22 protein-coding genes and 2 tRNA genes are annotated in these 24,329 nt (G+C 60.2%); 17 read left to right on the top strand and 7 right to left on the bottom strand.

Annotated elements, in window-relative coordinates; all coding sequences use genetic code 11:
* Positions 1–24 precede the first annotated feature (24 nt).
* Positions 25–969: a hypothetical protein gene (locus NDI86_RS18130; protein ID WP_310901772.1), complete on the bottom strand. Its 945-nt coding sequence runs from the start codon at positions 967–969 to the stop codon at positions 25–27.
* 179 nt (positions 970–1,148) lie between these two features.
* Here NDI86_RS18130 and NDI86_RS18125 point away from each other — a divergent pair, with 179 nt between their 5' ends.
* The 6 genes from NDI86_RS18125 to NDI86_RS18105 all read left to right on the top strand — a co-directional run bounded on the left by NDI86_RS18125 (position 1,149) and on the right by NDI86_RS18105 (position 8,425).
* The gene (locus tag NDI86_RS18125; protein WP_310901771.1) at positions 1,149–1,784 is read left to right on the top strand and encodes a DUF8102 family protein; all 636 of its coding nucleotides are present in this window, start codon (positions 1,149–1,151) and stop codon (positions 1,782–1,784) included.
* Between the two features lie 1,001 nt (positions 1,785–2,785).
* Entirely contained in the window at positions 2,786–3,355 is a 570-nt protein-coding gene (locus NDI86_RS18120; protein ID WP_310901770.1) for a hypothetical protein, read from the top strand.
* 33 nt (positions 3,356–3,388) lie between these two features.
* Positions 3,389–5,086 carry a restriction endonuclease gene (locus tag NDI86_RS18115; protein ID WP_310901769.1) on the top strand — a complete coding sequence of 566 codons (1,698 nt, stop codon included), beginning with the start codon at positions 3,389–3,391 and terminating at the stop codon, positions 5,084–5,086.
* A gap of 2,033 nt (positions 5,087–7,119) precedes the next feature.
* Positions 7,120–7,272 (top strand): DUF7837 family putative zinc-binding protein, encoded by a 153-nt coding sequence (locus NDI86_RS22280; protein WP_470303459.1) that lies wholly within the window; start codon positions 7,120–7,122, stop codon positions 7,270–7,272.
* 576 nt (positions 7,273–7,848) lie between these two features.
* Positions 7,849–8,121, top strand: coding sequence for a ribbon-helix-helix domain-containing protein (locus NDI86_RS18110; protein ID WP_310901768.1), 273 nt, complete (start codon positions 7,849–7,851; stop codon positions 8,119–8,121).
* A 10-nt stretch (positions 8,122–8,131) separates the two neighbouring features.
* On the top strand, positions 8,132–8,425 hold the full coding sequence (locus NDI86_RS18105; protein WP_310901767.1) for a type II toxin-antitoxin system RelE family toxin: 294 nt from the start codon (positions 8,132–8,134) through the stop codon (positions 8,423–8,425).
* Positions 8,426–8,941: 516 nt separating this feature from the next.
* Here the strand turns inward: NDI86_RS18105 and NDI86_RS18100 are convergent.
* A complete protein-coding gene (locus NDI86_RS18100; protein WP_310901766.1) occupies positions 8,942–9,760 on the bottom strand; it encodes a CBS domain-containing protein in 819 nt (272 codons plus the stop codon).
* A 110-nt stretch (positions 9,761–9,870) separates the two neighbouring features.
* On the opposite strand from NDI86_RS18100, the gene NDI86_RS18095 reads away from it, so the two are divergent.
* Both NDI86_RS18095 and NDI86_RS18090 read left to right on the top strand, forming a co-directional pair.
* The gene (locus NDI86_RS18095) at positions 9,871–10,227 is read left to right on the top strand and encodes a DUF8165 family protein (protein ID WP_310901765.1); all 357 of its coding nucleotides are present in this window, start codon (positions 9,871–9,873) and stop codon (positions 10,225–10,227) included.
* Between the two features lie 260 nt (positions 10,228–10,487).
* Entirely contained in the window at positions 10,488–11,594 is a 1,107-nt protein-coding gene (locus tag NDI86_RS18090) for a tyrosine-type recombinase/integrase (protein WP_310901764.1), read from the top strand.
* A 59-nt stretch (positions 11,595–11,653) separates the two neighbouring features.
* Here NDI86_RS18090 and NDI86_RS18085 read toward each other — a convergent pair whose 3' ends face one another.
* From NDI86_RS18085 to NDI86_RS18075, 3 genes are all read right to left on the bottom strand, one after another.
* The gene (locus NDI86_RS18085; protein ID WP_310901763.1) at positions 11,654–12,757 is read right to left on the bottom strand and encodes a tyrosine-type recombinase/integrase; all 1,104 of its coding nucleotides are present in this window, start codon (positions 12,755–12,757) and stop codon (positions 11,654–11,656) included.
* A 188-nt stretch (positions 12,758–12,945) separates the two neighbouring features.
* A tRNA-Glu gene (locus NDI86_RS18080) sits at positions 12,946–13,020 on the bottom strand.
* Positions 13,021–13,136: 116 nt separating this feature from the next.
* Entirely contained in the window at positions 13,137–15,101 is a 1,965-nt protein-coding gene (locus tag NDI86_RS18075) for a 3-hydroxyacyl-CoA dehydrogenase/enoyl-CoA hydratase family protein (RefSeq protein WP_310901762.1), read from the bottom strand.
* Positions 15,102–15,301: 200 nt separating this feature from the next.
* Between NDI86_RS18075 and NDI86_RS18070 the strand changes: the two genes are divergently transcribed.
* The 3 genes from NDI86_RS18070 to NDI86_RS18060 all read left to right on the top strand — a co-directional run bounded on the left by NDI86_RS18070 (position 15,302) and on the right by NDI86_RS18060 (position 17,571).
* A complete protein-coding gene (locus NDI86_RS18070) occupies positions 15,302–15,742 on the top strand; it encodes an Hsp20/alpha crystallin family protein (RefSeq protein ID WP_310901761.1) in 441 nt (146 codons plus the stop codon).
* Between the two features lie 55 nt (positions 15,743–15,797).
* A complete protein-coding gene (locus NDI86_RS18065; RefSeq protein WP_310901760.1) occupies positions 15,798–16,409 on the top strand; it encodes a DNA-3-methyladenine glycosylase family protein in 612 nt (203 codons plus the stop codon).
* A gap of 100 nt (positions 16,410–16,509) precedes the next feature.
* Positions 16,510–17,571, top strand: a complete 1,062-nt coding sequence (locus NDI86_RS18060) for a sodium:calcium antiporter (RefSeq protein WP_310901759.1) — start codon at positions 16,510–16,512, stop codon at positions 17,569–17,571.
* A gap of 20 nt (positions 17,572–17,591) precedes the next feature.
* Here NDI86_RS18060 and NDI86_RS18055 read toward each other — a convergent pair whose 3' ends face one another.
* Positions 17,592–18,941 (bottom strand): putative ATP-dependent zinc protease, encoded by a 1,350-nt coding sequence (locus NDI86_RS18055; protein WP_310901758.1) that lies wholly within the window; start codon positions 18,939–18,941, stop codon positions 17,592–17,594.
* Positions 18,942–19,027: 86 nt separating this feature from the next.
* Here NDI86_RS18055 and NDI86_RS18050 point away from each other — a divergent pair, with 86 nt between their 5' ends.
* The 5 genes from NDI86_RS18050 to NDI86_RS18030 all read left to right on the top strand — a co-directional run bounded on the left by NDI86_RS18050 (position 19,028) and on the right by NDI86_RS18030 (position 23,703).
* Positions 19,028–20,074 carry a succinylglutamate desuccinylase/aspartoacylase family protein gene (locus NDI86_RS18050; protein ID WP_310901757.1) on the top strand — a complete coding sequence of 349 codons (1,047 nt, stop codon included), beginning with the start codon at positions 19,028–19,030 and terminating at the stop codon, positions 20,072–20,074.
* Between the two features lie 124 nt (positions 20,075–20,198).
* Positions 20,199–20,594 (top strand): succinate dehydrogenase, cytochrome b556 subunit, encoded by a 396-nt coding sequence (gene sdhC / locus NDI86_RS18045; RefSeq protein WP_310901756.1) that lies wholly within the window; start codon positions 20,199–20,201, stop codon positions 20,592–20,594.
* On the top strand, positions 20,594–20,959 hold the full coding sequence (locus NDI86_RS18040; protein WP_310901755.1) for a succinate dehydrogenase hydrophobic membrane anchor subunit: 366 nt from the start codon (positions 20,594–20,596) through the stop codon (positions 20,957–20,959). The genes sdhC and NDI86_RS18040 overlap by 1 nt, the downstream gene beginning before the upstream one ends.
* On the top strand, positions 20,959–21,843 hold the full coding sequence (locus tag NDI86_RS18035; protein ID WP_310901754.1) for a succinate dehydrogenase/fumarate reductase iron-sulfur subunit: 885 nt from the start codon (positions 20,959–20,961) through the stop codon (positions 21,841–21,843). Before NDI86_RS18040 ends, NDI86_RS18035 begins: the two co-directional genes overlap by 1 nt.
* Before the next feature lie 33 nt (positions 21,844–21,876).
* Entirely contained in the window at positions 21,877–23,703 is a 1,827-nt protein-coding gene (locus tag NDI86_RS18030; RefSeq protein ID WP_310901753.1) for an FAD-binding protein, read from the top strand.
* Here the strand turns inward: NDI86_RS18030 and NDI86_RS18025 are convergent.
* Positions 23,700–24,020 carry a cupin domain-containing protein gene (locus NDI86_RS18025; RefSeq protein ID WP_310901752.1) on the bottom strand — a complete coding sequence of 107 codons (321 nt, stop codon included), beginning with the start codon at positions 24,018–24,020 and terminating at the stop codon, positions 23,700–23,702. The genes NDI86_RS18030 and NDI86_RS18025 overlap by 4 nt on opposite strands.
* Positions 24,021–24,173: 153 nt before the next feature.
* Between NDI86_RS18025 and NDI86_RS18020 the strand changes: the two genes are divergently transcribed.
* Positions 24,174–24,275 (top strand) — tRNA-OTHER (locus NDI86_RS18020).
* Positions 24,276–24,329: the final 54 nt, after the last annotated feature.

The following is a 24,329-nucleotide window of genomic DNA, read 5'->3' as shown; positions in this document are numbered from 1 at the left end:
TCGTGCCTGTGGTGTCACTGCAGGTCATGTGAGTTGGATAGCGCCGGCAGTAGCGTCCTTGATTTCGTCGTTCGCTTCGAGGACGCGGAGTAGTTCCGCGGTTTCGCGCCGCGTAGCGCCGTACTGCTCGTGAAACCGGTCGTTAAGATTGGTTAACGCGGCTCCTGGTTCGGGGGTGAGTGGGCTTGGTTCGGCAGTGAGTTCGGCAATCGTCGTTCGCAGCTCGTCTGCGAGTTCGGCTTTGGTCTCCTCGTACCCGTAGAACAACGGCCATTCGGGGTCTGTCTCTGGCCGTGGCAGCCGTGACGCTCGGCTCATAACCGTGTCAGCCAGGTCGGTGACGGTAGCCAGTCCACTGCCGGGGTCTGGATCCGGCCAGTGGTACGTTCCAACTTCGATGACGCCCCACGGCGTTGTTTGAACGACGAATGCGGTTACGAGGACCGGGCGGCTGACGTCCCGGTCCGCTGCCGGTGGGTACGATAGGATTGGCTCACGGCGTGTGAACGCTGTTCGCTGGTACCCGTTGACGGTGTCGTGTGTGAGTGACGCGTCGATCCAGTCGGTGTACGCCGCTCGTTCACCGTCCTCGAACGCGTCGTCGATTTTCTCCTCATGGAACTCATCGATACTGTCACTGTACTCTTGGTCCTCTTCCAGGATATTGATACGGCAGGCGAGGATGCGTTCCTGGTAGTCGAGTTCTCCTGTCGGTGTGTACAGTGCCGTGACGGCGTGACTCGCATCGCCTGAGTGAGACCGGCAGAAATCTCGGTTACACGAGCACCCTGCATGCGCACCGGCAACAGTGTATAGCGGGTCGACGTGAGCTGAGTTTGGGAGGAGTTCGAAGAGTACGGGGCCTGACTCTGTTGGTCGTCGCATGTAGTCATCGTCGACTGCCATCAGTGACGAGTTCCTGAGCGTCCCACACCCACCGACTAATGGTAAGTTGTAACTGTCAGTCATGACTTGCCCTCCGCACTCTGCCGGTGAACCGTTCCGACACGGTCAGTTTCGCATGGTTCAGTAGAGGCACGCGAAAACAGAATCGAGATGTGATATAAAAAGTGTAGTGTCGAACCGTATCTGTTTCCCGTAACGATATACGTACTAGCCTTTATCGGCCTTGACAGATCATATAGCATATGCCTGATTCTGATTTCAACGCGTACGACGTTGACCGGCCGCGCGGCATTCTTAGCACGGAGGACCGGAAATTCCTCCTTGGGAAGACAGAGTATACGAGTTCGTCCGGTGCACGCCGTCGACGACAGAAGATTCGAGAGCGAGTAACGAACGCCATGCTTGATTTTAAGATTCTTCAGGAGTTGGAAGCGCGGGATCGGAACCAGATTTTCGAAGGCGAAGAACGCCGGGACCTGCTCGCAGGCGGGTTCTCCAGCGGATTCTTTTTTCTGTACGATGCGCTGGCACGGTCACGGGAAGACAGCGAACACATCGATCTGAACTTGACCGCGTACCTGTCACAGGCGATCGAACACGTTGAGAAGGCCCGCGGGCACCGAGCAACGCTATCCATGGAGATTCACCGCGAAGAACTCAGCGACCCTGAAGAAATCTTCGAGCGAGTCAAACAACACGGATTCCAGAGTCTGAACGCAGCAGAGTTAGATACGCTGTGGTTCAGCGACGAGGTCGATGCCGCCGCATTTGCAAGTTTCCTGAATCAGGTCTTCGAAGACGATGCCGAAGAGATCCGCGCACTCGACATCGAGAAAGAACGAGATTGGTACAACAAACTCAAAGACGACGAAGAGTAACGATTCACCACACGCAGGAAGGGGCTCTGGAGCTTACTAATGGTCCTGTACGCAGAAACCGACATGACCATCCACAAGTACCACCTGTGTAACGAGCGCAGTATGAAGGTGAGCAGGGGGATTAGTCGATAGTCTTGGGTTCGGGCATTAGGCCTATTACATTCACTGTGCGGCAGGCTGTTTTATACATAACACGCGATATTTCAGCTGTGGTCTACCCGGCATCTCGTATTTCGATTACGCGGTCACGGGAAGAAGCGTTGCGTGAGGATGTGCAAGATAGAATCGTCGACGGTGTCCCGAGTGCGGCCTATGACGAGACGAGTGAGGTTGCGCCATTTAGGTATGATACGAGTCGGGCGACGATTGCTGCGGCGCTGTACCCGTTTACAACAGGAGAACCCCGCACCAACGCGGTATACGTGCTTGAATGTCTCCAGAATAAAACACCGGCAGGTACCGCGTTGAGACAAGGCGTTTCGTCGGCTAGCATCACCCGGTATCAAAGTGCAGGAGATGCTCGGCGAGTACTGTACGTTGGAGTGGCTCAAAACGTGTTAGACCGCATCGATCAGCACCTCAATTACCCTGGCCGTGAAGGAGCGAACTTCACTGCTCTGTACCCTCCTGTTAGGGTCCTGCAAGTAGGTTGGTTTACCGGGCAAAGAACTGCGGAAGATGCTGAACGTCTCACTGCGACGCTCCTACGGAACCGATTTCCGGATGACTTCGTTGCGTATCCAGGGTAAGCATCGGCACCGCGAATTGACGTCGGTGAGTGAGAGGAAGCCGGAGACTGCTCAGTATTGGTCGTCTGGTTGAACGGGATTGTGATTGCGCTGCGGTCTCATCTTTGGAAGGAGTCGGCGCTGCACCGGTAGCGATGCTTGCTGCCGGTAGCTGTGCTGACAGAGCGAGGTTAGAGCGGATTGTACTCCCATGTTTTATTTTGTGACAGGGATTGCTGTAGGGTAGTATGGTTTCGTGGAGACGTTGATGTAATGCCGCCAAGTGATGAGTTCGACCGTTCGGGAGTTCCGGAGATTGATGCAGCTGTTTCGAAGATAGCGGAGGGTGATGCGCTGGCGGAATCGGGGGAGCGGGTACTCGCGGCGGGCCAATATCATGAAGCCATTTTGCAATTGAAGAGCGTACGGCAACGCAATGATGGGCGGGTTCGTGAGATTGCTGGTAAGCTCTTGGGATGTGTAAATAAGCGCGGGCGGCGACTGATCGATGAAGATTCCGTGCCTGGTAGTGGGGATGTCGATGCAGTGCTAGAAGAGGCAGGTACGGACGGGGAGTCTGGTGTCTCGCGTCAAGACACGGGAGAGAAAGCGGACCAGGGGCAGTCTTACGTATCGAGTTACAGAGCTGTTCGGGAACGGATTGCGGAAGGCGACCGGTTCCGGAGGGATGAGGAGTACGAGGCAGCGATTGAATCGTATGGGGAAGCGAAAACCATTGTTGAGCAGCAGTTGACGGGATCCAGCGGAAAAACGCTGGAAACAGAGATCAACTTAGGTCTACGTAACGCTCGTCGTAACATCCAATCTGAGTCGAGTGCCTAGCTGAAGGAAATTTACCGGGATATCCGGGAGCGAATGGCGGAAGGGGACCGGTTGCGGAGTAGAAACGAGTATGCTGCAGCGATTGAGTGTTATGAAGAAGCGGCTGACGTTATCGACCAGCGGTTGACGGAGTCCGGCGGGAAAACGCTGCAAACGGAGGTGGAGTTGAATCTGCAGAAAGCTCGGCGTCAGAAACGAGTAGTGGAGCAGCGAATCGCAAAGCTGGACAGCGCCGTTCAACAACTCGATTATGAACTCCTCGCGCGACACGGTTTCGAGCTTCCGTATCGCCGCGCAGTGATTGCCTCAGAGACGGTCGAGGAGCCGCCAGAAGTGGTGTACACACCGCCGTCCAACTTGGAGGTTATTGATGCGATGACGGCGTATTATGACGAACTCGGATCGTTCGAAGAGCAGCTTGCTTCGGTCGCTACCGAAGGTGGACAACCGACTGCAGTCACGGAACCACTCGGAGAGATGCTGACTGCGAGACACCCGAACGTGCAGGGAGATCCTGACGGTGAGCAGGCTGTGGTTGGTGCTGCGAAAACTGTGCTTGAGGGATACTCGATTCTCCTCCAGAAAGACGATCACAACGGTGTGTCGGAACTTACGACGCGACTCGAAAAGCTCCGTAACGACAGGGGTGCTGATGCGGTCGACATGGCTGCACAAGAAGTGGTCCGCCGCCTGCATGATGTGCGGTCGTGGATCGGTGAGCGTGCCCGGCGCGTTGATCTCCAATCGCAAGCTAGTGATGTTCGTAACAAGTGGCCAGGGACCGCCGGGACGCACCTCAACCTGGACGTTGATGTCGTTGCCCGCCTCACTGGTACCGACGCTGGCGAGCCATCACTTTCACAATTCAACTCCGGGCTTGAGGTCGCCGAGCGACTCGTTACGCTTGCATCTGAAGTCGAGACTGTGCGGGAAGATTACCGAACGCCTCTCGTCGACGAACTTCCAGCGGTGTTCGGCGAGTATCTACACACAGGGGGTATCAACGGTGCGCGCATCGATAGATTAGAAGAGATACTCAACGCTGTTGAGGCGGCGCTTGACGCACACCGTCAGCACCCGTCGCACCCATTCGACCGAGTGGTTGACTACATGTACGCGGAGCTAAACGCGGAGAGATTCGACGAGGACACTGCTGCGTTACTGCAGTTAATCGAGAACGCGGTCGCTGTCCTTGAATTCCTCAATCGCGTAGACGCAGCCCACCCAAGCGTCCAGCCAGCTGAGTGGAAAGAAAGCGTCGACACCGGATTAAAGACCGTTTCCCCGGAGCTCGTCGAACCGGTAGCGGCTCTCGTTGACCGGATGAGCGAAACGTATTGGGAGCGGCATCATCTGTACCAGTTCGAGTGGGAAGAGTTTGAGCGACTTGTCGCGTTAGTCTTCGAGTCGAACGGGTACGAGACCCGCGCGACGCAGGCGACAAGAGACGGTGGAGTCGATATTTGGGCACAGCAGCGAGGGGATCGTGTCGCTATTGAGGTCAAACAGTTCGACACGGGGAACCTAGTCGGCCGTCCAGTACTACAGAAACTCGCCAGTCACATCGCTACCGGTGACGCCGACCAAGTCATCGTCGTGACCAGTAGTGACTTCACTGACACCGCACGGCAGTACGCGAAGGACTTCAACCAGAAGATGCGCCTCATCGACGGCACACAACTCGCTCAGATGCTTACAGAATCAGATCAGCCGCCGCCCCTGACAGGATAGACGAAATGGACCGCCCCTCCAGTAGGTCCCCGTTCGCTCAATACCGGATGTCAACGCACGTGCGCTATGACCACACGTGCTGGACCGGGACAGTCCCCGCCGCAAAGGCAAGGGAGTGCCTGCACCCTCAAGTGAGAATCAAGCCCGGATAATTATAAAATCGATTGTCGGTGTTGGGACACACCCCCTATGCCACGCATACACTACAGAGAGCAGTCGCAATTACTACTCGCCTATGCCTCAGTCTCAAAGTCACTTGGCGAACCAACACGAGATCTCCCACCACCACACCCACGAATCACTATGTACCCGTAACGGACGCCGCTCGAATGCCCGGTGAATACTGTACCTTACCAAACTGATACAAGCAAACTTCAGCCTACCCACATGGCGTCTGAAAGCGGAAGCCCCCTCCGGCAACTGCGGTTCCAACGCTACGGGAGGTGAATCCTCCTCAACCGTCTATTAGGTCACCCATCTTGGGACAGTATCGAGGGTGTAGAACCTTTGACTTACCCCAACGACTCCCATATATTTGTCCGCCGAGCTTCTAAAGCTCTCTAAAGGCCTAAGCGAAATTCGTGATTTCAGAAGTCTGTTCAGAACCCCCGGTAATATCAATGTAAATCTGTTGGAGAACCGTTGAAATCGCAAGACTACAAGGGGGAAAATCTCGACCAGAATCCGCAAAAATCGATGAGGCGCAGAACAGGGACTCAGCCGGTAGTCGCAGCTGGTGTTAATAATACATTGGAATCTGTGACGATTAGTACAAAACCGCCGCACGGCAAGAAAATGAACACCAATGTAAATCTACACCGGTTTGTGAGAAATCGCAAGACGTGAGAATACGAGTATTTCCCGATTTCTCGATGTGAATCTGAGTTATTAACGGAAAATCCGTTTTCTAAGTATTCTATCAAATAAGTCATTCTACGTACTCATGTATATTTACTACATTATGTGCAAAACCGCAGGACAGCAGTGCGTTACTGTTTAATGTATTTCAATGACAATCCCTACAGAATCGCCTTACGACGTCGTACAATGAAATTAGAACAGTTCGTGCAAAAAGTTTCAGACTGATAGTTTCGAGTTCTTATATAATCTAAAGAGAATTTCCTTATAGCAGCCTTTATTAATTCTCTTCTGGAGTCGAATCAAGTATATAGGTATACTGATATTTGCGGAAAGTGCGGTCAATCTGTTCCGCCTCTGAGCTCGCTGTGCCACTCGATTGTTGGTCAGTGCGTTAGCATCAGACTTTGCAATCGATTTGTTTTCAGGACAGGGGGTTATTGTCGGCAACTGAATTGCGGACAGGGGGTTATTGTCGGCAACTGAATTGCGGACAGGGGGTTATTGTCGGCAACTGAATTGCGGACAGGGGGTTATTGTCGGCAACTGAATTGCGGACAGGGGGTTATCTTTGAATATCTTCGGGAATATTCTCTGAAAGTTCAATAGCACTGCAATATGCCCTTCAACATCTCCACCCCGGGGGGAGGGGGGTTGTCCGCAATTCCATGACGGGGTTTGTGGGGCCACATTTCATCGGAGAATCCGCCAGGATGACTAGATGGATGAGACAGTGAAAGACAGTGAGAGGGACTACAGCGGAAGTGCGGTTAGACGAGATAGTGTCAGAAGAGGCTGTAACGCCTCTTCTTCTAGTCTAGCGTCTAGACGCTAGTAAGTAAGTATTATACTTTATGGTACCGGCAAAATCAGCCACCCGGACAGCACAGCTAGGCAGCAAGTCAAACCACAGAATACAACCGACACAGCACCTCTAACCATCATCTTCTAATACCCTCTCCCAACAGCAGCATCTCGACTGTGGAATCCTGATCTGCTGGAATACCTCTCAACGGGTGGCATGGAATTGCGGACACACCCCCTCCCCCCGTCCCCGTCCTCAACAGAGACCGTAAGTAATGATCAGATATCACCACCACCAAACCCTTATTTTTGTGAGCGGCCGAGTTTCGCCTGGAAGGACGACTGTCACACGCTCCTTCCATTCCCTTTCCATGCCTGAGGACACGGAGCGGCTTGGTCACTGTCCGGACTGTGGTGATAGCATTTCTCCCGCGTGGGCGTTGGTAGAATACGAGCGAAACGATGGTTTGGAAGGTATATCGGCTGAGTGTCCGGCGTGTGAAGACGTGGTCGCGCTGGAATAGTTTTTCAGAGCGGTCGGCGCATCTGTCTCGCTTGCACTGGTTCGGCTTACTGGTTGTCGTCGTCCGCCATGTGTGCTTGAATGTCTCCTTTGAACTCTTGGACGCCTGGCGCGGCGTCGGCCCGAACCGGGTTGAGCGGCGGTTTTTCGGAAACGAGGAACCATCGTAGGAGAGAATCGCTCGTATCTCTAGAATGTCGCAGAGCTCGTCGAATGATTGGCGTGTCTTGATCCATGTGGCTGCCGCGAGCAGTGACAGTGGCGGTGATCCACTCTTTGCTTGCGCTGCGTAGCTCGGGGCGTGGAGTTCATACCGCGGCGATCGGTCCGACATATCTACACGCACGCATCGCTCCTCCGCTTTCGGGGCAAAGCGGAATACAACGTCTGCAGAGTCTAACACGAGTTCCGGGTGCCGGTCGATGAGTCTGGTGTTGTATTAGAGCCGTATGGGATCTCACGCAGAGATGAACCGCAGTCATGAGACAAATCTGGATTTTCTGGAGGGATTCCGGGAGGCTGTTTGCGACGACGAGTGAGAGACAGTTCTTTGAGTACTACCCGCGTGCCACGGAGTATGACCACGGGTGCGGACGACTACGGCGACAGGGATATGGTGAAATTGAACGTGAAGGTTCCGAAGCGGCTTCTGGAGGAGATCGACGAACTGGCCGAGGAACTGGAGTACACCAACCGCTCGGAGTTTGTCCGTGAGGTGCTGCGCGACACCACGGAGCCTATTCTGACGCCTGGCGCGCAAGAGGGTGTTTCGGAGGGCTACGCGTATGTGGCGGCAGGACGGACGATGTCGACGGACGAGGCCCGCGAGCGCCTCGGTATCGACGACTGAGGGCAGAACGGTGGCTCACGAAGTTGTTCTGACGGAGATGTTGGTCGGAACGCTGGAGCTGTTCGAGCCGGAGAACGCTGAGCGGATTATTAACAAGTTGGAGGACATCGGTGACTTTCCGGGCCGCTTTCTTGACCGGCTGAAGAATCACCCTGGTTACAAGCTTCGCGTCGGTGACTTCCGCGCCCTGATCGATTGGGACAAGGACAACAAGATGATCTACGCCATTGACGCCTTCGAGCGGAAGAAAGAGTACCGCGAACTTGGGAAGTCTCGGGAGGTATGGAGGGTCGTAGCGAGATGAGGAGTAGGTGGTGATAGAGCATAGCACAGGATGAAGAAGCCGGGTCTCTTTGAGTGAAGCGACGGCCGTCAGCGTACTCGCCTGAAGCGTCCGGTCACGCTTCGGTATTTGTGCTTGGATTGGCCGTTTTGACTAATTATTTGGAGTGTGTAGAAAGCGTATGACAGAGTTTCGCTATCACTTGCTCGCTATTTTTGCCGGGCTGGTTTTAGCCGCGTATAGTGTGCTCGGAACACTTGGTGGTGCGCCAGCGAGTGCGTACCAGTTGGCACTTCTGATTGTGGGGCTCGTAATCGCTGTGGCTTTTGCGTTCCATCTTGGAACGTTGTGGGAACGGCGAGACAATGAACCGCATTCGCGGTAAGATTGAGTCTGTGCTAGATCGTCTATCACCTATGGCAGCATTGATCGGGGTCGTACCTCGAGCGCGGGTTGGGTGGAGATGATTGTGTGGTGGGGGAGAAAGTGTGTCCGCAGTTATTCTGCGGTGGGTTTGGGACGTTCCTCTGTCATGTGTTACTCTTCGGGGTCCGGGTCATGTCCGGCGTCTTGGAGTTGGGTGAGTACTTGATTGATAGTTTCGAGCGTGTCGTGTAGGTTCTCAGTGGTTCGGCCGGAGCTGAGGAAGTCGTTGCTGTCGGTGTTTTCGATGAGGAGGTTGGCGTGGGCGACGTCGTTACGGAGCTCCGTGATTTCGTGGAGTCGCGTGCTTGCACCGCCTTTCGAGGTGAATCCGCAAGTTTGCCAGCAGGCTTCGACGCTGGTAACGATTGTTTCGAGTGTCGAGAACTGTGCGTAGTGCAGTTCGTCTAATTCGATGTTGGCGGCTTTCGCGTCTTCGTACCGAGAGTTGATGTCATCCAGTTCGTCTACTGTTACTGGCGTGTTTTTCCAGTCGGGTGCTTTGTCGAGGATGAGTTCGCGGAGGTGTTCTTCGAGGTGCGTGATGCGGTCGAACAGGTATATTCGGGCGGGGCCGGTGTTGAGGTCCGCGCGTGTGAGTACCCCATTGACGTGGTTGTGGCCGCCGAGGAAGTATACTGGTTTCTCGATGAGGGCGGACAGAACTGTTGGGAACGCTGCGTCGCCGCTGATTATGTGATCGATGGTAAGCGGGGTAAGGTGATCGGCGAGGTCGTCTCCGTCGGTGTCTGTGTCGATGTCGGTTATGTGGATGAATCCGACGGGAGTCCCGTCTCGATATATCGGGGCGGTATCGTACCCGTTGTTGGTGAGCCACGCGGCGGCGTCGGCGGGCGTCGTGTCGTACGAGAGGTGCTCGACGGAGCTTGTAGCGAGTTCCGTCGCCGTACAATGGTACAGTTCCCGAGGCATATCCGACAATTAGTTTCGAGTCACTCAGTTCTAGTGAGGGTCGCAGCGGCAAGAGCCACTGACTACCACCGTAATACTAATGCACTTTGAGCATAAATTGTAACTTAATTATGCTCAAGGGGCATTTCAACTCAGCAGGGGCGAGTATCTCCCATGGGGATGCGGGTGTGCTGTTTCCTGTTACGGATCTCATTGGGACGATCCATCAGTATCGAGAAGCTGAACTCGCCCTCGAAGCTGTCGATAGTTCTGATGTCATTGTGATCGCACCGACGAGTCTAGCGAGCAGTTACGCCCTAACGCAGCACATCCTAACTGCAATTGCTATCGAGACACTCTCACCAGCCGTTCAGTCGCACCTCGATGAGGCGCTCGAAGAACCAATCGAGGACTTCAAACTCATTCAAATCGGGAAGTGGATCGTGGACGCCTCGAACCACTCACTCGCCGAATTCGCTGACGCTTAACCGAGACGCTAATGAGGCTTAGAAAACAGCCCTGAAGTAACATATCTCCCTCAAGTACTGTTAAAATTTTTATTTTATCAAATTCTCCAAACTAACCCTTTAAAACAGGTGGTTACTCTAATTCTGTAGGTCAATGATCGTATCGTTTCACACGGCACATGATAACCGTCTCGAAGGGCCAGATTCGAGAACGCAGAATCAAAGGCAACTAACACTCCCCCCGGAACCAGGAAAGGTACTCACATGGGATGGTGGCGACTGTGAGTAGTGATTCCGCGGATGACTCAGAGGAGTCGTTCCCGCAATTAAACGAACGGCAAGAGGTCATTTTCGAATCGAAACTCGAAGATTTCAGGGGGTACCTCGAATCAGAAGGGAAGAATCCACGAAAAGAAATTGGGTACTCCGAACAGTCAATCGGGGCACGAGTCTCACGCGTGCTGCAAGCTATTGAGTGGGTCTGGAGAAACGACGAAACTTCTACAGATATCTCGCAGGAACAAGCGAACGAAGTAATCGAAGCCCTCGCCACCGACGATTTCCGACGCCAGGATGGCGATCGGTACGCCGAGGGAAGCAAACGAAAGATCTCGAACGCACTGGTCAATTGGTTCCGATTCAATGGTTCAGATTGGGAGCCGGATATTAGCTTCAACGATGAGCCGGCAAAGAACGGGGCAGATCCGTTCACCAAAGACGAAGTCAATTTGCTTTGGGATACGTCGCTGACTTACAAGTCCATCCCGAAGTACAACAACCTCACCCCCGACGAGCGCGACCGCTGGCGAGCATATCTCGCACAAGAACTCGGTAAACCCAAGAGCGAAGTCAGACCGGCGGATTGGAAGAAGGTCAACAAGAATTGGAAAATCCCGTCGCTCATCGCAACTCAGAAGGCTGCAGGGTGGCGTCCAGCGCTCGTCAATCGGATGCGAGTCCACTGGTACGACGCAGAAGCACAGAAGATTATCATCCCCGCAGAGCACGCAGTCAAGAGTGATAGGAAGTGGACACAGCCTCTACCCGATAAGGCCGCTCGACCGCTGGAATTGTGGCTTGAGCAACGCGACAATAACAGCAACTACGACGACACCGATCACATGTGGCTCACCCGGAAAGGTAACCCGTACGAGTCCAGCTCACTCAATTACCTCCTTGATAACCTCATCGAGGAAGCCGGAATCAACCACCGGGGTCGAAAGCTCTGCTGGTACTCGTTCAGACACTCCGTCGGCACCTACACGTATGAGAAGTACAAGGATCTCAAAATCGTCGCGAAGCAGTTGCGACAACAAAGTAAGTCGTCAGCGGCTCGATACGTCCACCCGACTGAAGAACTCCAACGCTCAGCAGCGAATATCCTCTAAGACTCGGTTGAAGAAGCATTACAGTGCCATATGAGTAGCCGCTTATTGTAGCTCTGCGTCTATCCCATCCGATCTAACGCATCCTGGCGGTCTTCCACTGGAACTTGATCGTACTTCATTGTCGTTTCGGCGCTCTTGTGCCTGAGCTGTGCCTGAGTGGCCGCGAGGTCCTCCTCACGAGTCATATATGTGCCAATCGAGTGACGTATCGTATACCAACTCATTTGCCGGTGAGTGGTGTCGATGTCAGCAATATCGCAAAGTTTGTGAAGCAGGTATCGGAGCGAGTTCGTGGTGTACGGATTCGATTTCCGAGTCAGCCAGATCGAGTCCGTGTTGTCGTACTCCGGATACGTCTCGCGCTCAGCGAGCCAGTTGTCGAGTGCTTCAGCCGTCCGGGACTGGAGACCGACAACCCAATGATCCCGGTTCTTCGCGCTCTGCTCTTTCGGGATGCGGAGAACCGCGTTGTCCGTATCCACCCACCCGACTTCCGACCGTTCCACCTCGACCGGTCGGAGTCCCGCATCAAGACTCGTCCAAACGAGCGACGGAACCTTCCACCCGTTCGCGCGGTCCCAATCAGAGGGTGAGATCTCCGATTTCGGTTTCTCAAACCGTTGGGCGAGGTACTGCTTCCACCTGTCTCGCTCCGCCGGCGAGAGGTTGTTGTAGTTAGGAACGGAGCCGTATTCGAGCGCCGCCTCGCGCACCGCAGATCGCTCCTCCCGGGTGAGGAAGTCCCGAGGGTTCGTACTAGAGTCGGCAGCGAACGTGATATCGGGGTCCCATTCACTACGACCGTACTCGTGATGTCGCCATTTGAACAGTCGCTTGATCGCTTTCTGGCAGTTGCGCTTGTGTGTCGCACTCGCGTCCCCACGCGCGAGTTCTTTCATCCACGCGTCGGCGTGCTCGTGCGTGACGTTTCCCGTGTACCCGTCCTCTTGGTCCCACACAAACCGGTAGAACTGATCCATCCGATACGCACCTTGCTTCACTGTACCCACCGCGTATCCAACTGCCTCATCTGGTCGCTTTCCGAAGGTGAGGAGCCATTCGAGACAAGCCTCACGTTCGGTTCGGTAGTCGAGTAGTTGACGCTGGTTGAGGTACTCTTCTGACCTGTCGGTGACGACAGGGAGCTCGTCGAGTTCGTCCATTAGATCCACCCCCGTCTTGCGATTCGGACGTATTTGGCTAGTCCTTTGAATCGAATAGGTGGGACAAAGCGGCTAATCGCAAGACTGCGCCGGGGTAAGTGAATCCTGATTTCTGACTTGGCCTGAAACATTGGCTATCATTGCTCTATTCACGACTCAAAAAACGCAAGACGGCGGTAGAATTGGGATGCTCGGTCAGGGATTTGAACCCTGGTCCTCGGCTCGAAAGGCCAAGATGATTGGCCGGACTACACCAACCGAGCGTACTTCCGAGTTTCGAGTGCTCCAATTTAACCCCATCGAAATCCCCACTACCTGTGGCGGGGTAACACGGGCACCGGCGGCCGTGCCGTGTGCGAGTCGACGGTGGGTCGCGGACCTACTTCCCCTCGAACTCGGGGTCGCGGTCCTCGGCGAAGGCGGTCAGTCCCTCCATCAGGTCCTCGGTCGCGAACAGGTGGCCGAATGCCTGTGACTCGACTTCGAGCCCGGCCTCCTCGTCGACGCGGCCGGCGTGCATCGCCCGCTTCGTGAAGTCCATCGCGACGGGCGGGCCGGCGGCCAGGTCACGGGCCAGTTCGGTGGCGGCGTCAACCAGGTCGTCGCTGCTGGTGACCTCGTTGACGAAGCCGTAGTCGGCCATCTCTTCGGCGTCGTAGCGGTCGGTGGTGAAGATAATCTCCTTGGCCCGCCCCTCGCCGACGATGTTGGCGAGTCGCTGGGTGCCGCCCCAGCCCGGCAGGAGGCCGAGGTCGTGTTCGGGCTGGCCGAACTGGGAGCTATCCGAGGCGACGCGCATGTCGGCGGCGGTGGCCAGTTCCATCCCGCCTCCGAGCGTGTAGCCGTCGATACCGGCGACGACGGGCAGCGGGGAGTCCTCCAGTTTGCCGAAGGTCTCCTGGCCCGTCTTCGAGAGTTCGACGCCGTCGAGCGTCGTCGCGTTCGTCGCGGCCGACTGGACGTCCGCCCCGGCGGAAAAGGCCCGGTCGCCGGCGCCGGTCAGCAGGATGGACCGCACGTCGTCGTCCGCCTCGAGCTGGTCGACGGCGTCGGCGAGTTCGTCCAGTAGCTCCGTGCTGACGGTGTTCATCCGGTGGGGCCGGTCGAGTTCGACGTGGCCGACGTGGCCCTCTAGCACCTCGACGTTGATGGTGTCGTAGCTGACTTCGCTCTCGTCGTCGCCGCCGTAGAAGCCGCCCTCGCCGGCCGCGTCGGCCAGCCCCTCGGCGACCTCGTAGCGCGCCTCGCCGGTCTGCTCGTGGACCTCGTTCAGGGTGTCGACGAGCGTGTCGAGGCCGGCGTTGTCGGCCATCTTCGCCGGGCCGTCGGGGAACCCACCGCCCAGCATCACGGCCTCGTCGATGTCGGCGACCGGCGCCACGTCGTTCTCGACGAGTTTGCCGGTCTCGTTGGCCATCACGGCGAGCAGGCGGTGTTTGACTGCCTCGCTGGTCTGGTCACGCGGGACGTCCGCGCCGCCGTTCTCGTAGTCGTAGAACCCCTCGCCGGTCTTCTTGCCGAGCTTCTCGTCCTCGACCTTGGCTTCGAGCAGCGGGCAGGGGTCGTAGGCCTCGCCCAGCGTCTCGTGCATGTACTCCAGGACGTGCAGGCCCACGTCGTTGCCGACCTGGTCCGAGAGTTCGAGCGCGCCCATCGGGAGGCCGATGTCGAACTTCGTCGTCGAGTCGACCTCGGCGATAGTGGCCACGTCGTCGTGGACCAGCCAGCAGGCCTCGTTCATCAGCGGGACGAGGATGCGGTTGACGATGAAGCCGGGCGAGTCCTTGCGAACCCGGACCGGGCTCTTGCCGAACTCCTCGGCGAGTTGCTCGACGGTGTCGAGCGTCTCGTCGCTGGTGTGGGCGCCGGTGATGACCTCGACGAGTTGCATCCGGACGGGCGGGTTGAAGAAGTGCATCCCGCAGAACTGCTCGGGGCGCTCGGTCACCTCCGAGAGCTCGGTGATAGAGAGACTTGAGGTGTTGGTCGCGAAGATGGCCTCCTCGGGGGCGTGTTGCTCGACGTCGGTGTAGACGTCCTTCTTTATCTCCATCTTCTCGGGGACGGCCTCGATTATCACGTCGGCGTCGCCGACCGCCTCCGCCACGTCGACCAGCGGTGTGACGCGGTCGAGCGCGTCGTCGGCTTCCGCCTGTGTGAGCCGGTCCTTCTCGGCGAGTTTGTTCAGCGACCACTCGATGTTGTCGTAGCCGTTCTGGACGAACTCCTCTTTGATATCGCGCATCCTGACCTCGTAGCCCGCCAGCGCGGCGACCTCGGCGATGCCGTGGCCCATGTTGCCCGCGCCAAGCACCGCGACCGTCTCGATGTCCTCGAAATCCATGACATGTGTCCCCACTGGCGGCCCACGTTTCAACGTTTCTCTCCCCGAGAAACCGCCCCCGAGTTTATCAGGCCGCGGCCGTCGGCGCCCACCGGGGCCGGGGAGCAAAGACCATCTTACTCCGGCGGGTCCCGGTCCGCCCGTCGGAGCCGACCGGATACTCGGTGGCTAACTAAGCGCGCCGTCTGCCAGTTGCGACTATGGACCGACAGTCACCGCTCGACAGCATGGAGTCGTGGTTCGAACAGATGAGCAAGCAGTTCGAGACCGCCGCGGACCGCTGGGGCACCGGTATCGAGCCGTGGGGCGAGGGGATGGACCAGCCCCGAATCGACCTGGCCGAAGACGGGGAGCAGTACACTATCGTGGCCGACATCCCCGGCTTCGGCAAGGACGACATCGAGGTGTACGTCACAGACAACACCCTGGCAATCGAGGCCGAACAGCGCGAGGAGATGGTGACAGAGGAGGCGAACTACATCCAGCAGGAGCGCACCCACCAGTCGCTCTCCCGCCGCATCACGCTGCCCAGCGACGCCGACACCGACGACATCTCCGCGTCGATGGCGGACGGCGTGTTGACTATCACCGTCGCCAGGGTCGAACCGCTCGACAGCGGCCACCAGATAGACATCGAATAGCCAGCGGACCCACAGAGAGGTACGTTCATCACCGGCGGGCCCGTCCCATCGGGCGATGACGGACTCGCCCCACGATTGCCTCCGTTCGGACCCCGACCTCGGGCCGCTCGTGGCGGCCCACGGCGAACTCGCCCTCGACCCCGCCGACGACCTCTTCCAGCGGCTGGTCGTCTCTATCTGTCGTCAGCAGGTGTCGATGGCGTCGGCCGCGGCCACCCGCGACCGCCTCTTCGCCGCCGTCGAGATGACGCCGACCGGGGTCCTCGACGCCGACGACGCCGTCCTCAAAGACGCCGGCCTCTCCAGACAGAAGACCCGTTACCTCAACGAGGTCGCGGCCGCGTTCGACGAGCACGGCTACTCCGTCGATTACTTCGAGGGCGTGGCCGACGACGCCGTCAGGGAGGCCCTGATCAGTATCACCGGCGTCGGCGCGTGGACGGCGAACATGCAACTGCTGTTCTCGCTCGGTCGCGAAGACGTCTTTCCGGTCGGCGACCTCGGCGTCCGAAAGGGGTTCTCGAACGTGGTCGGCGACGGCTACAGCCGGGCCGAGATGGTAGAGTACGCAGAGCGGTGGGCGCCGTATCGGAGCTACGCGACGCTGTACCTGTGGCGCGCGGAAGAAGACATCGCCGAGAGCGTCGCGGAAGTAAAGGGGGAGTGAGTTCGCGCCGTCGCGCGGTGTCGGTGCGTCGCGCTGGGCGTGCGGGCCCGTCGAGAATGCAGGCACAGCCCCTATTGGTGAGAGCTGGCAATAGCACGTGATGTCACTCCTCGGTGCCGCGTTCTGGCTCCTGGTCCTCGTCGCCGGAGTCTCGGTCGCCCACTGGGGGGCCGACAAGCTGGCCCACCCCGTGAAGAAGCTTCGACAGCGGTGGGCACTGGGTGGGACGGCCGGCGGCGCTATCGTCGGCCTCGCGGTCGCGATGCCGGAGGTCAGCCTCACCGCGTCTAGCGTCGTCCAGGGCGCCTCGGATATTGGCCTGGGGCTGATGGTGGGCACGAACGTCATCTCGCTGCCCCTGCTGACCACGATAGCCTACGTGGCGTCGCGACCGAACGAGTCACCGGCCGACGGTGAGAACGACGTCTCGGTCGGTGACCCCGGCCGGGCACAGCGGACCGCGGACGCCGATACCGAGTCGAGCAGACACGCGCTCTACATCGATAGCAGCGCCGCCACCGTCGTCGTCCTCCCCTACGTGGCCGTCGTCTCGCTCGTCGCGCTGCTCACGCTCCCGGCCCCGTGGCGGGGCCTCCAGCCGGTCGACGGCTGGATAATGCTCGGCGCGTACGCCGTCTTTCTGACACAGAGTGTGGTCAGGGGGCGAGCCGACGCCGACCCGGCCGACCCCGACTGGTCGCGGACCGAGTTCGGTCTGGCGCTCGCGGGGCTCGTGACCATCGTCGTCGCGGCGTCGTTTATCGTCCGGTCGACGGACCACCTGGCGGCCGCGCTCGGCGTCTCCGACCTCGTCGGCGGCCTGTTCGTCACGGCGCCGCTCGGACTGGCCCCGGAGGCCTTTGGCACCTGGAGCGTCGTCAGGAGCGGGCAGGTGACGGCGGGGTCGATAGACGTCTTCACCGACGCCGCGGCCACGATGACGCTCGGCTTCTTTCCGCTCGCGGTCGTCGGGCTGCCGATACACAACTTCCGGCTCTACTGGGTGAGCCTCGCGTTCGCGGTCGGCCTCCCGGCCGTCTTCGCCGCGCTGCTGTACTGGCAACGGCACGGCTACGGCCTCGAACGCTGGCAGGTCCTGTTCTACGACGGCCTGTATCTCCTGTATCTCGCCGTGGTCGTCGGCTGGGTGCTGCCTCACTGAGAGGCGAGGGCTGGACCCAGCTACTCCGCTGTCTGCTCTTCCTCTTCGGTGTCGACCTCGCGGTCCGCGTCGGCGCGGTGGTTGACGTCGACCTGATAGTGTTTGAGGATGTCGCGGCCGAGCAGGAGTGGGTAGTCCATGTGCGAGCGGTCCTCGACGCTCGCGGTGACGGTGTGCTGGGTGCCGCCCAGGCCGACCACGAGGTCGACGACGGGGCGACGGCGGCCGGACTTGAGGCTCCCGGACTTTATCTTCACGATGTCGAGGATGGGGCCGGTCCCGATTTCGGCGGCGAGTTCGGCGTCGATACTGGTCCGGGTCGCGCCGGTGTCGGACTTGGCGAGTACGTTCTTGTTACCGCGGGTCCCCGAGACGACGACCTCCTCGATGTAGCCGACGACGACGTTCTCGGAGCGCTTGCGCTGGGGTTTCGGTGGCTTCGCGACCGGCATCGAATCGTCGAGGGTGTCGGCCAGGCGCTCGACCTCGCTGTCCTCGACGTGGCCGCCGGCGCGCTCGATGGCGCGCTGGGCGATGTAGGGCGCGGGGCTGATGCCGCTGGCGTCGAAGAGGCCGCGGAAGCCGGCGGTGGGGTTGACTTCGAGAACGTAGTAACCGTCCTCGCCCTGCACGATGTCGACGCCGGCGTAGTCGAGCCCGATGGCGTCGACGGCGGCGAGGGCCATCTCGCGGACGTGGTCGGGGAGCCGACCGGTCATGTCCTCGACGTCGCCCCCGAGCGCGACGTTGGTCCGCCACTCGCCCTCGGGCGCGTAGCGGTTCATCGCGCCGACGACCCGCTCGCCGACGACGTACACCCGGAGGTCGTGGTGGCGCTGGTCGTCGTGGTCCAGATACTCCTGGAGGAAGGCGTGGCGGTCGCCGACCTGGGCGTTGACCGGGTCGTCGAGGTCGACCATCCACGTGCCGCCGCCGTGGGTGCCGATGGCCGTCTTGTACACCGCGCGCTCGCCGAACTGGGCGCGCTCCTCGTTGAGGCGGGCGTTCGACAGCGCCAGGACGGCGTCGGGGACCGGCACGTCGTTGCGGGCCAGCGCCGCGGCGCTGGCGAACTTGTGAAGTGCCGTGGTCGCCGCCATCGGCTCGTTGAGCATGGGCACGAGGTTGTGCAGCGTCAGCGCCAGCCCGACGCCCTCCATGGGGTGTTCGTCGTTCGAGAGTAGCAATCGGTTGGCAATGACGTCCACGTTCGGTTCCAGGGTCATGCTGCCCGCCGTGGCCCGCACCGTGGTGTTCTCCTCGCGGAGCCAGGCGGTGTCGTAGCCCATCGCGTCGGCAGCGTTGAGAATCGCTTTCGTCTCCTTGCTGGAGTGTAAGCTCAACACGCCGACGGTGATGTCGTCACTCATTGCTGGCTAGTTCCGGCGGTGCCCGCAAAGCTCTGGCGGGTTCGCCGTCCCGGGGTTTATATAGTGTGTATCACACTTGTAGCAGCATGGACGAGGCCGAACCGTTCACCTACGACGGGGGACGGGTTGACCCGGGCGAGACACAGAACCTCCGCTACACGGTCAGTGAGACGTACCTCGGTGACCCCGTTCGGATGCCCGTGACAATCATCAACGGGGCGCGACCGGGGCCGACGGGCTTTCTCTCGGCGGCGGCCCACGGCGACGAGCTAAACGGCATCGAGGTCGTCCGCGAGGTGGCCCACGAGTGGGACCTGTCCGGGCTCTCGGGGACGCTCGTCTGTCTGCCGGTGCTGAACGTCCCGGCGTTCCTCGCACAGGAGCGCTATCTCCCCATCTACGACCGCGACCTCAACCGCTCGTTCCCGGGGGACCCCGAGTCCACGAGCGCCAAGCGGATGGCCCACCGGGTGTTCCGGAACTTCATCGCCCCGTGTGACTTCGGGCTCGACTTCCACACCTCGACGCGGGGGCGGACCAACACGCTCCACGTCCGGGCTGACATGAGCGACGAACCCGTCGCTCGCGTCGCCAACGCCTTCGCCTCGAACGTCATCATCTCCTCCGAGGGACCGTCCGGCTCGCTCCGGCGGGAAGCGAGCAACGAGGGGGTCCCGACTATCACCATCGAGATGGGCGAAGCCCACCGCTTCCAGCGGCCGTTCATCGACAAGGCGCTCGACAGCGTGCGGTCCGTGCTCGCGGAGTTCGGGATGCTCAGCACCGAGGTCGTCCGCTGGCCGGGCTGGCGGACCGTCATCGAACACGCCGACGAGAAGACCTGGATTCGCGCCGACGCCGGCGGCCTCGTCGACATGCACCACGAGCGGGGCGGCCTCGTCTACGAGGACGAGATAATCTGTACTATCGCGAACCCGTTCAAGACCGACAGCACGGTCGTCCGGGCGCCTTTCACCGGCCTGCTGGTCGGCGTGCTGGAGAACCCGCTGGTCTACCCCGGCAACCCGCTGTGTCACTTGGTCCACCTCGACGAGCGCACGCTGCGGGCGCTCGAACGGAGCCGCGAGGAGCCGGTGTTCAGCGCCAACCCCGAGCACCCGCCGCCAGTCTGAGCGGCCCCCCTCATCGACCCCGACTGTTCAGCACGCGCCCAGTCGGGAGGGGGCACGACCCCCGATTCCGGCGAGGGGCACACGCGGTAGTAACTACTATCTGTCCCCGGACTAAGCCACCTGTATGAGTCAGTCTTACAACCGTGGCACCGTCGAGGACTTCGGACGGTGGCGGGAGTTCTCGGCCGGGATGTGGGCCTGGATATTCCACAAGTTCACCGGCTGGGTGCTCGTGGGCTACCTGTTTACCCACATCGCCGTGCTGAGTACGTCCCTGGGCGGCGCCGAGCTGTACACGAGCACGCTGCAGGGACTGGAAGCCCTGCTCGTCGTCCGCTTCCTCGAAGTCGGGCTGCTGGCCGTCGCCGTCTTCCACATCCTCAACGGCGTCCGACTGCTGATGGTCGACCTCGGCGTCGGGCTGGAGGCACAGGACAAGAGCTTCTACGCGTCGATGGTGCTGACGGGCGCTATCGTCGTCGCGAGCATTCCCACCTTCCTCGGGGGGCCGCTGGCATAATGGCCGAACACTACTCCTCTTTCGAGCGAGGCGGCCGGCGCTGGCTGCTCCAGCGGCTGACGGCAGTCTTTCTCATCGGCGTGCTGGCGTTCCACTTCCTCCTGTTGCACTTCGCGAACCACGCGGCGGATATCACGTTCGCGGGGACGCAGGCGCGGATGAGCCAGGTGGGTTACTTCGCGACGATGTGGCTGTTCCTCGTGACCGCGACGTTCCACGGCGTCAACGGCGTCTACAACGCCCTGGTCAACCAGGGTATCAGCGGCACCCAGAAGAGCGCCGTCAAGTGGGTGCTGGTCGTCGCCGGCCTGCTGCTGGTCGCACAGGGCACCAGAGTCGCACTCGCCATGAACGGGTTCCTATAATGAGCACACAGATAGAACAACAGGAGACGGAGACCGAAGAACAGAGCGAGGAGCAGGCCATCGAGTCGCCTGGCGAGCGCCGCCGCGCGGAGAAGCGCGAGCGCGAGGCCGAGCGACGGGCCCAGCGCGAGACCGAAGAGGCGACACTCGACGACGAGGAGACCGTCCTCCTCAAAGTGTTCCGCTACGACCCGGAGGTCGAAAGTAAGCAGGAACCCCGCTTCGACGACTTCCGCGTCCCGTACCACAAGGGGATGACGGTGCTGGACGCGCTCATCTACGCTCGCGACCAGTACGACTCGTCGCTGACCTTCCGACACTCCTGTCGGCAGGCCGTCTGTGGCTCCGACGCCCTGTTCGTCAACGGGCGCCAGCGGCTGGGCTGTAAGACCCAGCTCTCGGAGCTCGACTCGCCGGTCCGCATCGAACCGCTCCCCCACCAGGAGGTCGTCAAGGACCTCGTCGTGGACATGGAGCACTTCTACGACCAGATGCACGCCGTCGAGCCGTACTTCGACGCCGACGAACTCCCCGAGGACAGCCTGGAAGAGCAGCGCCAGACCCGGGAGAACCGCGAGAAAGTGAAGATGTCCACGCGGTGTATCTGGTGTGGCGCCTGTATGTCGAGCTGTAACATCGCCGCCGGCGACAACGAGTATCTCGGCCCCGCGGCCATCAACAAGGCCTACCGCTTTGCGATGGACGAGCGCGAAGGCGAGGACCGCAAGCAGGAGCGGCTTCGCATCATCGAACAGGAACACGGCGTCTGGCGCTGTCAGACCCAGTTCTCCTGTACCGAGGTGTGCCCGAAGGACATACCCCTCACCGAGCACATCCAGGAGCTGAAACGCGAAGCGGTCAAGAACAACCTGAAGTTCTGGTAGCCCCAAGCGCTGCCAACAACCCTTTACAATACAATGTACGAACACGACGTTATCGTGGTCGGCGCGGGCGGCGCCGGCCTCCGGGCGGCCATCGCAGCGGACGAGGAGGGCGCCGACGTGGCCCTCGTGACAAAACTGCATCCGGTTCGCAGTCACACCGGCGCGGCGGAGGGCGGTATCAACGCCGCGCTCCGGGAGGGCGACTCCTGGGACCTCCACGCCTACGACACGATGAAGGGGTCGGACTACCTCGCCGACGCCCCCGCCGTGGACACCTTCGCGCAGTCGGCGCCCGAAGAGGTCATCCAGATAGAGCACTGGGGGATGCCCTTCTCCCGCGAGGACGACGGCCGCGTCTCCCAGCGCCCCTTCGGCGGGATGTCGTTCCCGCGGACGACCTACGCAGGCGCCGAGACGGGTCATCACCTCCTGCATACGATGTACGAGCAGGCGGTCAAGCGCGGCATCGAGGTGTACGACGAGTGGTACGTCACCAACCTCGCCGTGACCGACCACGAGGACCCCGAGGACCGCGAGTGTCACGGCTGTGTCGCCTACGACATCAAGTCCGGCGAGATTCACGGTTTTAGAGCCAACAACGGCGTCATCCTCGCCACCGGCGGCCTCGGGCAGGCCTTCGACCACACCACCAACGCCATCGCCAACACCGGCGACGGCTGTGCGATGGCCTACCGCGCCGGCGCGCCGATGGAGGACATGGAGATGATTCAGTTCCACCCGACGACGCTCCCCTCCACCGGGGTGCTCATCTCCGAGGGGGTCCGCGGCGAGGGCGGCATCCTCTACAACGACGACGAGGAGCGATTCATGTACGAGTACGGCTACGCGAACAACGCCGGGGAACTCGCCTCCCGCGACGTGGTCTCGCGCGCGGAACTCACCGAGGTCAACGAGGGCCGCGGCATCGAGGACGAGTACGTCGACCTCGACATGCGTCATCTGGGCGAGGACCGTATCCTCGACCGCCTAGAGAACATCCTCCACCTCGCGGAGGACTTCGAGGGCGTCGACGGACTGGACGAACCGATGCCGGTCAAGCCCGGCCAGCACTACGCCATGGGCGGCGTCGAGTGCGACGAGAACGGCGAGACCTGCATCTCGGGGCTCTACGCCGCCGGCGAGACGGCGTGTGTCTCGCTCCACGGCGCGAACCGGCTGGGCGGCAACGCCCTGCCCGAACTGCTCGTCTTCGGCGCCCGCGCGGGCTGGCACGCCGCCGGCAAGGACATGAAGACCGCCGAAATCGGCACCGGACTCTCCGCCAAGAGCGAGGACGGCGCCGTCGAACCGCCGGTCGAACCCGGCGCCATCGACACCGGGAGCGAGGACGCGGTCGCGGACGGCGCCGCGGTCGAACCCACCGCCGTCATCGAGAACGCCGTCGAGAACGAGCGCGAGCGCGTCGAGACCCTCCTCGAAGAGGACGGTATCAACCACGCCGAGGTCCGCGCCGACGTCCAGGAGACGATGACCCAGAACGTCAACGTCTTCCGCGAGGAGTCGGCGCTGAAAGACGCGCTGCGGGACCTCCGTGAGGCCCGCAAGGAGTACGAGAACGTGGCCGTTCACGACCCCTCCCGGACCTACAACACCGACCTCATCCACACCATCGAGACGCGCAACATCTTAGACGTGGCCGAGGCCATCACGCTCGGCGCGCTCGCCCGCGAGGAGTTCCGCGGCGCCCACTGGCGGGCCGAACACCAGGAGCGCAAGGACGACGAGTGGATCAAACACACCATGCTGGCCTGGTCGGGCGGCACGCCGGAACTGTACTACAAGCCCGTCATCCTCGAAGGCGCAGAGGAGACCTACGAGCCCAAAGAACGCAGCTACTAGGGCGCGCCGACGAGGACGAACAGGCTCTTTTCCTCGCCGTTGTGGATCTGCCGCGGCGCTGCCGGGTCGATTCGGATGGCGTCGCCCGCGTTCAGTTCGACCGACTCGCCGGCCACGTCGACGGTCGCGGCGCCCTCCACGAGCACGTACACCTCCTCCTGGTCCTGCCCGCTGTGGTCGTGTTCTTTCCCGGTCCAGCCCGGGTCGCACTCGACGATGGTGACACCGAGATTCGAGCACTCGAGCGGGTCCCGCATGAAGTGCATCGCGTCACCGACCGGCTCGACGTCGTCGTAGTTGACTCTGGTGTAGCTCACGTGATACACTTTGGCCGGTCGCCACAAATACGCAGTGCCAGATGGTGCCAGTTCGACGCGGCTGTCGCCGACCTGTAGTGGCGCACCCGACCGCGCCTTGAGTGGGCAACCCCGTCACATACTTTAGCGAGCCGTGCTAACGAGTACCCGTCTGGAAGGGTGGCTCAGTGGTAGAGCGCTGCCGGCCAGAATGCCAGAAACGGCCTGGTAGTTACCCTCGCAGGGCTCCGCGTGGTTCGAATCCCGCCCCTTCCATCGTGCTCCGAACGGACGTGAGGAGCCGATGGTAAAGCGGGATTCGAACACGCC

The sequence above is a fragment of the Haloarcula onubensis genome (genome assembly GCF_031624605.1).
Taxonomy (GTDB): domain Archaea; phylum Halobacteriota; class Halobacteria; order Halobacteriales; family Haloarculaceae; genus Haloarcula; species Haloarcula onubensis.
Note: the sequence above shows the minus strand (reverse complement) of the source record. Positions and strands in the feature narration are given on the sequence as shown.